Source organism: Yoonia maritima (assembly GCF_043641945.1).
Taxonomy (GTDB): domain Bacteria; phylum Pseudomonadota; class Alphaproteobacteria; order Rhodobacterales; family Rhodobacteraceae; genus Yoonia; species Yoonia maritima_B.
Window position 1 is genome coordinate 122230 of record NZ_JBHZRX010000001.1, and the last position, 12809, is coordinate 135038.

11 protein-coding genes are annotated in these 12809 nt (G+C 54.5%); 9 read left to right on the plus strand and 2 right to left on the minus strand.

Going from position 1 to position 12809, the window contains the following annotated elements:
* Window positions 1-15 precede the first annotated feature (15 nt).
* From ACHUEV_RS00665 to ACHUEV_RS00675, 3 genes are all read left to right on the plus strand, one after another.
* A complete protein-coding gene (locus ACHUEV_RS00665; protein ID WP_394177153.1) occupies window positions 16-1869 on the plus strand; it encodes an ABC-F family ATP-binding cassette domain-containing protein in 1854 nt (617 codons plus the stop codon).
* A gap of 129 nt (window positions 1870-1998) precedes the next feature.
* On the plus strand, window positions 1999-2628 hold the full coding sequence (locus tag ACHUEV_RS00670; protein ID WP_394177154.1) for a MarC family protein: 630 nt from the start codon (window positions 1999-2001) through the stop codon (window positions 2626-2628).
* Between the two features lie 9 nt (window positions 2629-2637).
* Window positions 2638-3216: a retropepsin-like aspartic protease family protein gene (locus ACHUEV_RS00675; RefSeq protein ID WP_394177155.1), complete on the plus strand. Its 579-nt coding sequence runs from the start codon at window positions 2638-2640 to the stop codon at window positions 3214-3216.
* A 100-nt stretch (window positions 3217-3316) separates the two neighbouring features.
* Here ACHUEV_RS00675 and ACHUEV_RS00680 read toward each other — a convergent pair whose 3' ends face one another.
* Both ACHUEV_RS00680 and ACHUEV_RS00685 read right to left on the minus strand, forming a co-directional pair.
* Window positions 3317-3772: a DNA polymerase III subunit chi gene (locus tag ACHUEV_RS00680; protein ID WP_394177156.1), complete on the minus strand. Its 456-nt coding sequence runs from the start codon at window positions 3770-3772 to the stop codon at window positions 3317-3319.
* Window position 3773: 1 nt separating this feature from the next.
* Entirely contained in the window at window positions 3774-5240 is a 1467-nt protein-coding gene (locus tag ACHUEV_RS00685; RefSeq protein WP_394177157.1) for a leucyl aminopeptidase, read from the minus strand.
* A 139-nt stretch (window positions 5241-5379) separates the two neighbouring features.
* Here ACHUEV_RS00685 and lptF point away from each other — a divergent pair, with 139 nt between their 5' ends.
* From lptF to rsmA, 6 genes are read left to right on the plus strand one after another with little or no spacing between them, the layout of a single operon-like run.
* Window positions 5380-6510, plus strand: a complete 1131-nt coding sequence (gene lptF / locus ACHUEV_RS00690; RefSeq protein ID WP_394177158.1) for an LPS export ABC transporter permease LptF — start codon at window positions 5380-5382, stop codon at window positions 6508-6510.
* Window positions 6507-7601, plus strand: coding sequence for an LPS export ABC transporter permease LptG (lptG, locus tag ACHUEV_RS00695; RefSeq protein ID WP_394177159.1), 1095 nt, complete (start codon window positions 6507-6509; stop codon window positions 7599-7601). The genes lptF and lptG overlap by 4 nt, the downstream gene beginning before the upstream one ends.
* A complete protein-coding gene (locus tag ACHUEV_RS00700) occupies window positions 7601-9700 on the plus strand; it encodes an LPS-assembly protein LptD (protein ID WP_394177160.1) in 2100 nt (699 codons plus the stop codon). Before lptG ends, ACHUEV_RS00700 begins: the two co-directional genes overlap by 1 nt.
* A gap of 20 nt (window positions 9701-9720) precedes the next feature.
* Window positions 9721-10938, plus strand: coding sequence for a peptidylprolyl isomerase (locus ACHUEV_RS00705; RefSeq protein WP_394177161.1), 1218 nt, complete (start codon window positions 9721-9723; stop codon window positions 10936-10938).
* Window positions 10935-11906: a 4-hydroxythreonine-4-phosphate dehydrogenase PdxA gene (gene pdxA, locus ACHUEV_RS00710; RefSeq protein WP_394177162.1), complete on the plus strand. Its 972-nt coding sequence runs from the start codon at window positions 10935-10937 to the stop codon at window positions 11904-11906. The genes ACHUEV_RS00705 and pdxA overlap by 4 nt, the downstream gene beginning before the upstream one ends.
* 47 nt (window positions 11907-11953) lie before the next feature.
* Window positions 11954-12802 (plus strand): 16S rRNA (adenine(1518)-N(6)/adenine(1519)-N(6))-dimethyltransferase RsmA, encoded by an 849-nt coding sequence (gene rsmA, locus ACHUEV_RS00715; RefSeq protein WP_394177163.1) that lies wholly within the window; start codon window positions 11954-11956, stop codon window positions 12800-12802.
* Window positions 12803-12809 lie beyond the last annotated feature (7 nt).

A 12809-nucleotide genomic window follows, 5' to 3' on the forward strand; every position in this document is an offset into this window, starting at 1 on the left:
AAGCATAGCCGCTTTATGCTTAAAATATCTGATCTCACATACTCTGTCGAAGGCCGCACGCTGGTCGAACATGCCACTGTCACGATCCCCACGGGCCACAAGGTTGGCCTTGTCGGGCGCAACGGTTCTGGCAAAACGACGCTGTTCAAAATCATCCGCGGCGAAATGGTGCTGGACACGGGCAATGTGAACATCCCGCGCGGCTGGAAAATCGGCGGCGTGAGCCAAGAAGTCCCCGGCAACGAAGTGTCGCTAATCGACACCGTTCTGCGTGCCGATACTGAACGCGAAGCCCTCATGGCCGAAGCTGAAACAGCGACAGATCCAGAGCGCATTGCAGAGGTCCAAACCCGTCTGGCCGATATCGACGCCTGGTCCGCAGAGGCGCGCGCAGCAACAATTCTCAAAGGTCTGGGGTTTACCCATGACGAACAGCAAATGCCCTGCTCTGCCTTTTCAGGCGGCTGGCGCATGCGCGTCGCTTTGGCGGCAGTCCTGTTCTCTGAACCAGACCTGCTGCTTCTTGACGAACCTACCAACTATCTTGATCTCGAAGGCGCGCTCTGGCTCGAGGCCTATCTGGTCAAATACCCGCACACTGTCCTGATCGTCAGCCACGACCGCGAACTGTTGAACCGATCTGTTGGCGGCATTCTTCACCTCGAGGACAAGGGCCTGACCTATTACACTGGTACGTACGACATGTTTGCCAAACAGCGGGCGGCAAACCGTGCGGTTCAGGCAGCTGCGGCCAAAAAGCAGGACGCACAGCGTGCCCACCTGCAGGCCTTTGTTGATCGTTTCAAAGCGAAAGCCTCCAAAGCTAAACAAGCGCAGTCACGCGTGAAGGCACTGGAAAAGATGGAGACCATCCGCGCGCCCGAAGATGCTGCACGGACAGTGTTTACCTTCCCAGAACCCGAAGAGCTTTCGCCGCCAATCATCGCGACCGAAGGTGCGGCTGTCGGCTATGGCGAAACCATCATCTTACGCGATCTTGACCTCCGCATTGACCAAGACGACCGCATCGCGCTGCTTGGACGAAACGGCGAAGGAAAATCCACTCTTTCCAAAATGTTATCGGGCAGGCTTGAAGTCGCTAAAGGCAAGATGGTGACGTCAAACAAGCTGCGCATCGGCTTCTTCGCACAGCACCAAGTAGACGAGCTGCGGGTAGAAGAAACCCCGCTCGATCACCTGTTCCGCGAACGCGCCCACGAAGGGCAAGCTAAGCTGCGCGCGCGGCTTGCGGGCTTTGGCCTTGGCGCTGATCAAGCAGACACAGAGGTTGGGCGCCTATCCGGTGGCCAAAAGGCACGTCTATCGCTGCTACTTGCCACTCTGCCGGCACCACATCTGCTGATTCTCGATGAGCCGACGAACCACCTTGATATCGAAAGCCGCGAAGCACTTGTTGAAGCGCTGACCGCATACTCTGGCGCGGTCATCCTCGTCAGCCACGATATGCACCTTCTTTCGATGGTCGCTGACCGGCTTTGGCTGGTCAAAGACGGACACGTCAAACCATACGAGGAAGACCTCCAAGCCTATCGCAAACTGCTGCTCACACCTGAAAAGCAAATCGAAAAAGACAAACCCAAGCCAGTCAAAGCTGCCAAGCCATCGCGTGAAGCGATGCAAGCACTGCGCTCTGACGTCCGTAAAAACGAAGAACGCGTCAAGAAAATCAACGAGATGCGCGACAAACTTGCCAAGAAACTGGCCGATCCAGTGCTTTACGAAGAAGGCAAAGCAGGCGAACTGGCAACATGGAACAAGAAATACGCCGAAGTCATGGACGGATTAGAACGCGCCGAAGCCATGTGGATGGCGGCACTTGAAAAGCTTGAGAAGGCTGAAAAAGCTTAAGCGACAATAAGGAAGCGCTGCAAAACATTTATGATTAATGCAGCGCGCCATCATCATCTTGCCAACAATACTCCCGCCGGAGGCATCAAATTTCTAGAAATTTGATCACCCCTCGGCCATAAGGATCACATGACAGAACTTCACGCGTTGATCGCCGCTTTTACAACGATGTTTATCATCATCGACCCACCGGGCTTAGCGCCTGTGTTTATTGCTATGACCCAAGGTATGTCCTCGGTGCAGCGCCGTGCGATTGCTATACGTGCTTGCGTTGTCTCTGCCTGTTTAATGATGGTCTTTTTGCTCCTGGGCGAAGCTGTACTGGGCTTCATCGGTATCTCGATGGATGCTTTCCGGATCGCTGGTGGTATTCTGCTGTTCCTAACCGCGCTTGAGATGCTGTTTCAAAAACGCCAAGCGCGCCGCGAAGATAACGCAGCTGAAGGGCTTGATGAGCACCACGACGACCCTTCCGTGTTTCCGCTCGCATTACCACTGATCGTTGGTCCCGGCGCCATCACGACTGTCATCTTGCTTGCTGGCCAAGCGCAGGGTGCCACTGATTTTGCTGCGATTGCTGGCGTGATCCTTGCAGTTTTGTTGATCGTGTTCATGGCGTTTCTTGCATCAAACGCAATCGAACGCGCACTGGGCAAAACGGGGCTAAACATTCTGACACGTGTCTTGGGCATGCTACTTGCCGCGCTTGCAGTCCAGTTCATCCTCGACGGTTTACGTGGTTTCGGAATCGGCGGCTAAGGAGTTTTCATGACGACAGACCAGACAATGCGCGCCATTTACTTGGGCATTCTGGGCCTCGCCATTGCTGGGTCATTCATTGTTTCTGGTCGTGAAAACCTCAACAAAACCCTACAACAGGCGGCGATCTGGCTGTTTATCTTTCTAGGTGTGATCGGTGCATATGGCCTGTGGGAGGACATTAGCCGCGACACGACTGGTCGTCAGGGGTATCTTTCCGACGGGCGGATAGAAGTCCCGCTTAGTCGGGATGGTCACTACTATATCACGCTTGAAGTCAACAACGTGCCGCTTCGGTTTGTCGTTGATACGGGCGCAAGCCAGATTGTCCTGACCCAACAAGACGCACAGCGCATTGGCATTGACCCAAGCACGCTGAACTATTGGGGCCACGCCATGACCGCGAATGGTGAAGTCCGTACCGCACCTGTTGTGCTCGGCAGCATTACACTTGGTCAAGTCGAAGACACACATGTCGACGCCGTGGTAAATGGTGGCGAGATTGACATGTCATTGCTAGGCATGACCTATCTTAACCGCTTTGATCACATTGAAATTAGCAATAACCAATTGGTCCTAAGCCGATGAAATATGCCATCTTATTTGCGCTCGCACTCACGGCATGCACACCAGCGCCAACTGAGTTGCCCGAAGATTTCGATCCAAGCTTTGAATTCTAAGGGTTAGACTACGTCTTCTCGGCCTTTTTGGTCCAGCGACCGTCTTCTTGGGCCCAGTATTGTGCTTGGCAGCCAGCGTCAGTCAGTGACTTCCACTGACCGCGTGCATGTTGCAATGCGGCTTCGTCCCAGCCATCGAACAGAATGCAGGTACGTTCAGCCGTGTTGATTTCTGCGGCGGTGACCTCCGCGCCAGCGACGCTCATCAAGCAGCCAAATCCATTTGCCGGTGCTTCGCCTAAAAGAACTGGCTGGTCCTCATCGTGCGGGCCGCCCGCAATCCCGTGTGGCATAAAACCATCATCGGGCCCCTGCCAAAGCACTTCGTCCAACCGCCTGCACAGGCCATCGTTATTCGTTCGTACAAGCACCCGCCAACCCGCTTCACGCGCTTTGCCGATCAACATCGGCAAAGTCGCTTCAAGCGGGCTATCGGTTAAGTGATAGAAATAGGCAGCGCCCACATCAGCCCTCGAATTTATCTGCAATCAATCGGTTTAGCGCCATGACGCCCCATCCGGTCGCGCCCGCAGGGGCAAGCGCTGTTTCGGATTTCACGCTTGCCACCCCCGCGATATCGAGGTGACACCACGGTACGTCATCTTTGACGAACCGTTGTAGGAATTGCGCGGCAGTAATTGACCCGGCGACGCGACCGCCAATGTTCTTCATGTCCGCAATGCGGGATTTCAAAAGATCATCATAGGCTTTGCCCATCGGCATCCGCCATGCGCCCTCGCCCTCAAGGCTCGCCGCTTTGATGAAGGAGTCTGATAGCTCGTCCGAATTAGAGAACATCCCAGCATTTTCATGCCCAAGCGCAACAAGGATCGCACCTGTCAGCGTTGCAAGGTTGATCATGCCAACGGGTTTAAACCGTTCTTGCGCGTACCACATCACATCGGCGAGAACCAACCGGCCTTCGGCGTCCGTGTTAATGACTTCGATCGTGTCACCTTTCATAGATTTCACAACATCACCGGGACGTACTGCATTACCGGATGGCATGTTTTCAACCAGCCCAACAAGGCCCACAACGTTGGCTTTGGCCTTCCGCAGCGCCAGCGTACGCATGACGCCTGCGACAACGCCCGCGCCGCCCATGTCCATGGTCATATCTTCCATGCCAGCGGCGGTTTTCAGGCTGATCCCACCGGTATCAAATACAACGCCCTTCCCGACCAAGGCAAAGGGGGCTTCATCTCCACCACCGTTCCATGACATCACAACGATCTTGGACGGGCTATCAGACCCCTGCCCGACGCATAGCAAACTGCCCATGCCAAGCCGCTCAAGATCGTCTTCTTCCAGGATTTCGACCTCAAGCCCCAGTTCATGCATCGCAGCAAGGCGTGCTGCAAAATCATCTGTGGTCAGAACATTCGCAGGTTCGTTCGTCAGATCACGGGTAAAAAACACACCTTCGGCAATTGCTGCCATCGGGGCGGCGGATTTAGCGACTTCTTCAGGATTGGAAACCATGAATGTGACCGCTCCAGCAGGCGTTTTGTCACCCGTTTTATGCGTGTCGAATTTATAACCACGCAGCGCAAGGCCCAACGCGATCTCATCTGCGCGTGCGATATTACCGGCGAGTACCGTTAAGTCTTCGTCACCTTGTGCTTTGGCCAGTTTGGCACCCGCTTTGCGCGCCTTTTCGGTCGAAGGGCGGCGAGAAAGCTTTGCGACCAACACTGTTTCCGCGGCCAGTCCGACCGGAAAGTTGATAGCTGCCACATCGCCGGTGGACATTTTTTCAAACTTTTCGCTCTCTACAAATCGTGCCAGAGCTTTGCGTGTCAGCGTGTTTACCTTTCGCGCACCAGCGTCCAGTTTACCATTATCGCCAACAAAAACTGCGAGCTTGCCTGTGATGGTGGCAACCGCATCAAGATCGACGTCTTTGAACTGAATTTCCGCTGGCGTGGTCATGGTGACTCCTTGAGGTGATATTCATCTATGCAATAGGTAGCTGGTGCATAGCACAATGACCAGATAGCTGTTCAATCCTCCGCGCTGATAGGCTAGCGTGCCGGCAATTAAGCACATCGCCTGATAAAAGGATCCTCATTTGGCAAAGTTCGACAGATACCTACTGTCACAATTGATGGTTCTGTTTGGCTTTTTTAGCCTTGTGTTGGTGCTCATCTATTGGATTAACCGGGCTGTTGTGCTGTTTGATCAACTGATCGCAGACGGCCAATCAGCTGGTGTTTTTCTTGAATTTACAGCCTTGTCGCTGCCATCCGTGATACGGTTGGCGCTGCCCTTGGCTGCATTTGCTGCCTCGGTCTATGTCACGAACCGCATGACAACAGAATCCGAACTGATTGTTGTCCAAGCGACTGGGTATTCCGCATTTCGTCTGGCGCGCCCGGTTTTATACTTTGGCATCGTTGTCGCCCTTTTGATGTCCATCTTAATGCATTTTCTTGTGCCGCTCAGCTCTGCGCGGCTTGCCGAGCGTCAGGTTGAGATTTCTCAGAACCTCACTGCGCGGCTTTTGACCGAAGGAAAATTCATCGAACCCGTTAACGGTGTGACCTTCTATATTCGAAACATCACGCCAGTTGGCGAATTACAGGATATCTTTTTGTCGGACACAAGAAGCCCGGTGAGGCATGTCACTTACACTGCTACACGCGCTTTTTTGGTGAATGATGCTGACGATACGCAGTTGGTAATGATGGATGGCTTGGTACAAACGCTGCAAATCGACAGCCAACGCCTTTCGACTACTTCATTTGACGACTTTGCCTATAATATCGGAAGCCTGATCGGGACTGCGAAAGAACGCGGAAGACGCGATTCACATTTGTCGACTTGGGAACTACTGAATCCAACTCCGGCCATAATGGCTGAAACACGTCGCTCAGAGGCGCAACTGATCTCGCGCGGGCATGACCGGTTTAGCCAGTCATTACTGGGAACTGTAGCAGCCCTGCTCGGGTTTTCGACATTGTTGGTCGGCGGGTTTAGTCGTTTCGGCGTGTGGCGGCAGATCATCGCAGCAATATTCTTGATCGTTGCGGTGAAAGCCGTAGAAACAGCAGGACTAAACATGGCCCGCAGTGACGAAAACCTTTGGTTTGCGACATACCTTCCGTCGTTGTTCGGTTTCGCAATCATCTGGTTCTTACTGTTTTGGGCGACCAAGCCATACTTGTTCAAACGTCGCCCACGTGACGAGGCGGCGACATGATCCTTCACCGATACTTTGCACGCCGTTTCTTAACGACCTTCCTGGGCGTTCTTGCAGTGTTTTTCATCATAATGATGTTTCTCGATATTGTAGAACAACTGCGCCGTTATGCATCAGCTGACGCCGGGTTTGGCGCGATCTTCACGCTGACGCTGCTCAACATCCCGCAAGGTGTTTACAGAATCCTTCCTCTGATCATGATCCTCTCTGCGATTGCGCTGTTTTTGAACCTATCACGATCGTCCGAGATGGTCGTGACCCGTGCCGCTGGCCGATCCGCGTTAAGGGCGCTTAATGCGCCCCTTCTTGTGGCGCTTATGATCGGCCTCTTGGCGGTCGGAATTATCAATCCAATCGTCGCGAGCACTTCGAAAGAATACGAGGCCCGCTCTGGCGCACTACGTGGAAATGATTCCGTATTGGCGATCGGTTCGTCCGGACTATGGTTGCGGCAAGGTGGTGATACCGGGCAGACTGTGATCCAAGCCCAAAGTGCAAATTTGGATGGTACGGCACTCAGTGAGGTTACCTTTATCAGCTTTGACACCGACGGCAGGCCAACACGCCGTATCAATGCTGTCACCGCAAAGCTGCGACCTGGTTTTTGGGCGTTGAGTGATGCGAAGATCTGGTTGTTTGAAGATGAAGCAACACCCGAGGCCGCAGCGCAGCTCTTAGCGGCAGTTGATATCCCCTCGACGCTTACACCAGATCAAATCCGCGACAGCTTTGGTACGCCCTCTTCGATCCCTATTTGGGAGCTACCAGCATTTATCGAACGCCTACGCAAAGCAGGATTTTCGGCACAACGCCATCTTGTATGGTTTCATTCTGAAATCGCCCTGCCATTCTTTCTGGTGGCAATGGTTATGATTGGCGCGGCCTTTACCTTGCGCCATCAGCGTGGCGGACGGACTGGCCTGATGGTCATGTTCGCGATCTTGCTCGCGTTTGTAATCTACTTTATCCGCAATTTTGCGCAGCTACTTGGTGAAAACGGGCAGCTGCCTGCTGTACTTGCTGCTTGGGCGCCCCCGCTCGCTGCAATTGGACTAAGCTGGGGCATATTGCTCCACAATGAGGACGGCTGATGCGCCTGTTTGCGATTATATTGTTCCTATTGTTGCCACAGCTCGCGCGTGCCCAAGGTGCCGCAACTTTGGTCGCGGATAACGTGCGCGTGACCGACGATGAGCAGCTCATCGCGAGCGGGAATATCGAGGTTTTATATCAAGACACCCGACTGACGGCGGCGCAAATAATCTATGATCGTTCAACAGATCAGCTGAGCGTCACTGGCCCCATTGTAATCCACTTGGACGACGGGACAATTATCACAGCAAGTTCCGGCGCAATGGATCCTAAGCTGGAAAATGCAATCTTGCAGGGTGCACGCATTGTATTAAACCAACAACTGCAATTAGCGGCCAACCAGATAGATCGGCGTGATGGTCGCTATTCGCAGCTTTATAAAACGGTCGCGACCTCATGTCAGGTCTGCGGTGACAAGCCCCCGCTTTGGTCCATCCGGGCGGAACGAGTTGTGCATGACAGCGTTGAACAGCAGCTTTATTTTGAGAACGCGACATTGCGTATCCTTGATACACCGGTGCTTTGGCTTCCGCGTATGCGCCTGCCCGATCCGAACTTGGATCGTGCAACAGGCTTTCTGGTGCCAGAACAGCGGAATACAACGCAGCTTGGAACCGGTATTAAGATCCCGTACTTTGTCACACTGGGTAATCACCGCGATGTCACACTTACCCCCTATCTGTCGCCAGAAACACGCACGCTAGAACTGGTCTTGCGGCAGGCATTCCATAACGGAGACCTACGGATTGTCGGGGCAGCCAGCGATGATACTCTCGAGGACGAAGATCGGTCCTATGTCTTCGCCAATGGTGACTTTGATCTGGCCGACGACTACAAGCTGTCGTTTGATATCGAGGCTGTCAGCGATCCGGCCTATCTGTTGGATTACGGATATTCGGACAAAGACCGTTTGGATAGCGCGATATCTCTTGTCCGCGTCACTGACACGACCCTGACCCAGGGCAGATTGACCTACTATCAAACACTGCGCGACGATGAATCAAATGCATCCTTGCCACCGATCATCGCAGATGCCGGTTTTGAAAGCCGTCATTACCCCCGTCTTGGCGGCACCTTAACCTTAGGCAGCAGTGTCGATACCGCACATCGGTATAGCAACACCGATGGCGACGCCGGCCGCGATGTCACCCGCATCGGAGGATTTGGAACATGGGAGAATAGCTGGCAATTGAACGGTGGCATGCTCGTCACTGCAAGCAGTGGGCTGCGTGCCGACCTGTATCATGTGACCGACGATAGCAGCTACCCGAATGAAGACTCACGAGTCGTACCATCTGTCCAGACAAGCCTAAGTTGGCCGTTAGTGGCCTATTCTGCAACTGGCGCCTCCCATTTGTTAGAACCAACCCTAAGCTTGTCGTGGTCCGACACCTATGGCGCGACGGCCCCCAATGAAGACAGCACGCGCAATGAACTGGACCAAGGAAACCTATTCGATGTTTCGCGCTTCGTCGGGGATGACGCAGTGGAAACCGGTGGGCAAGCCGCCGCTGGCTTAAATTATACGCGCCTTGGTCAATCGGGTATTGAGACGACCTTGGCATTTGGGCGGGTCATCCGCGATACAGCACAGACCGATTTCACAAAATCATCTGGCTTGGACGGTCTGCAATCTGACTGGCTGGTCGGTGCTCAAATCAGTACGCCCGGCGGCTTCTTACTCGATGCACGCGGGTTGTTTGACGACAATGCCGGGATCACCGTCACCGATAGCCGGATCGCATGGCAAAACGATGAGGTTTCATTGGCTGCTGCATATATCTGGCAGGCGAAAGACACTGTCGAAAACCGCACTGGAACAGTTTCAGAATGGACTTTGGACGCAGGGTTTGTGCTTAGCGAGGCGTGGACGCTTGATCTTGATGGGCGCTACGATGTCGCTGCAGACCGACCGGTGCGGGCTGGGATCGGGCTTGGCTGGAAGAACGAATGTGTGAACATTAACGTTTCGGCCTCGCGTCGTTATACTTCTTCCAGTACGGTTGCTCCGACAACGACTTATGGGATAAGCGGCTCTTTGACAGGTTTTTCTGCCGGGCGATCGGCGGCGGGCCCTGCGGCAGGTTGCCGTAACTGAATTTGATAACGAGGAACCCAATGCGCGCACTTACCTATTTGGCCGCTATTCTTGCTTGGGCGCTGACATCCAGCACTGCTGCATTCGCACAAGGGCAACTGGCCCCAGTGATTACGGTGAATGATCAAGTCATCACACGTTACGAGCTGAACCAGCGTATGCGGTTGCTTGAATTGTTCCGGACACCCGGCGATCTAAACAAAGTCGCACGCAACGGCTTGATCGAAGACCGGCTGAAACAACAAGAGATGGCACGCGTAGGCCTAACGTTGAACGACGCCACACTGCAAACGGCAATGGAAGAGTTCGCCGGTCGCGCGAATATGTCTCTGCCGCAGTTCACTAACCTTTTGGCTCAGAACAATGTGGACCTTGTGACACTGCGCGATTTCGTAAAAGTCGGCGTCGCATGGCGTGATTACATCCGTGCACGATACAGCCGTGAAGTCACCGTGACTGATGCAGACGTTGAGCGCGCGCAGCAACGCCAAGGCAACCGCCCAACGCAAATCGAAGTCCTGCTGTCCGAGATCATCATCGCCCCACCACCAGAGCGGCGCGCGCAAGCGGCCCAAGCCGCTCTTGAGATTTCGCGGATGCGGTCCTATGCGGACTTTGAAGCAGCCGCCCGTCAAGTTTCGGCACTGCCCTCACGTGAAAATGGTGGTCGTTTGGGGTGGCTTCCGATCAGCAACTACCCGCCCCAACTTCAGCAAATCTTGCTTGATCTTGAACCCGGCCAAGTCACTGAACCTATCGAAATCCCTAACGCTATCGCGTTGTTCCAAAAACGTGGCACCCGCGAAGCCGCGCGCCCTGTTCAGGCACCGGCAAGCATCGACTACGCCGCCTACTATATCCCGGGCGGCAAATCTGATGACGCGCTGCGCACTGCAATTGGCGTCAAGAATAGCATCGATACCTGTGATGACCTTTATGGTGTAGCGCGCAACCAACCTGCTGAACGGCTTGATCGCTTTGACGTGGCGCCTTCGGAAATATCCAGTGATGTCGCGCTTGAATTGGCGCGGCTTGATCCGGGTGAGGTTTCTTACAATTTGACACGTGATAACGGCCAAACGCTCGTGCTCTTGATGATGTGCGCTCGGAACCAAGCCGAAAACGGCGACGCAAACCCCGATGCAATTCGCAACCAGATCACTAGCCAGCGCTTGGCTGGGCTGGCGGATGCGTTGCTTGAAGACCTACGCGCATCGGCAGTGATCATCTCGCGATGAAACCAATCGCAATCAGTTGCGGGGAACCGGCGGGGATCGGTCCGGAAATTGCTGTCGCCGCTTGGCAGGCATTACGCGGTGACATTCCCGTGGTCTGGATCGGTGATCCGCGCCACCTACCCGAAAACACGCCATTCCAGACGGTAACTGACGCCACTGATACGGCAGGTATCTGCAAAGACGCCCTGCCTGTCTTAGCTCGCGACTTTGGTCCAGCAGTTCAGCCGGGTGTCGCTAATCCCGCCCATGCACAAGGGGTCATCGATGCGATTGCGGATGGCGTGCAGTTGGTACGCAATGGCGCAGCGCGTGCGCTATGTACCGCCCCGATCCACAAGGCTGCGCTCATCGACGGGGCTTCATTTCCTTACCCGGGGCATACCGAATATCTTGCCGCGCTTGCGGACACCGATCGCGTTGTAATGATGCTGGCATGCGACGCGCTTCGCGTTGTGCCCACAACCATTCATATTCCACTGGCTGAGGTTCGGACCCAACTAACAGCATCCTTACTGACCGATACGCTGTTAATCACACATGCTGCACTACGCCGCGACTTTGGTATCGCTGCACCCCGAATCGCGGTGGCTGGGCTGAACCCGCACGCAGGTGAGAACGGCAAGATGGGTCTTGAAGAAATTGACATGATTTCACCCGTCCTGACCGCGTTGCGTGCACAGGGCATGGATGTGACAGGGCCATGGCCCGCCGATACGATGTTCCATGCGGGTGCGCGGGCAAAATACGACGTTGCCGTCTGTATGTACCACGATCAGGCTCTGATCCCGATCAAAACGATTGATTTCTCTGGCGGTGTGAATGTGACGCTTGGCTTGCCATTCATCCGCACGTCGCCCGATCATGGCACAGCATTTGATATCGCTGGCAAAGGCGTTGCTGATCCGTCCTCGATGATCGCCGCGATCAAAATGGCAGCAACAATGGCGGACAGCCGCGATCAAATTTAGCTAAATTTGATCTACCCCATCGTATAACGCAACGGTAAGAACAGAACATGAGCACGATTGATAACCTTCCCCCGTTGCGAGACGTCATTGCGACCCACGAGCTGGCAGCAAAAAAGTCGCTTGGTCAGAACTTTCTGTTGGACCTCAATCTTACCGCAAAGATTGCGCGTCTCGCTGGTGACTTGACTGGCGCTGATGTGCTCGAAATCGGACCGGGACCGGGAGGTTTGACACGTGGCCTATTGGCCGAGGGTGCGCGCCGTGTCCTCGCCATTGAAAAGGATCCGCGTTGTATGCCTGCCTTGGCTGAGATCGCCGATGCCTATCCGGGCCGATTGAAGACCATCAATGGCGACGCACTGGATGTGAACCCACTTGAGCACCTGACAGCACCGATCAAGATTGCAGCGAACCTGCCCTATAATGTTGGTACGGAATTGCTGGTACGCTGGCTGACCCCGCCTGAATGGCCACCATTTTGGGAAAGCCTGACGCTGATGTTTCAACGCGAGGTCGCGCAGCGCATTGTCGCGGAACCGGGCAGCAAGGCCTACGGACGGCTCGCGCTACTCGCCCAGTGGCGTACCGATCCACGTATCGTGCTTGAATTACCACCAGAGGCATTCAGCCCGCCGCCCAAAGTCAACTCTGCCGTTGTCCACCTTACCGCCCTGCCCACGCCGAGGTTCCCAGCAGACCCCGGCGTTCTAAACAAGGTCGTTGCAGCGGCGTTTAATCAGCGGCGTAAAATGCTGCGCTCTGCGCTCAAATCCGTCAGCCCTGATATTGAAGACCACTTAAACGCCGTCGGTATCAAACCAACCGAACGGGCCGAACAAGTGGGACTAGAGGCGTTCTGCGCACTGGCACGCAGTTTGGAAAACAACCCGGCGTAAACAAAAA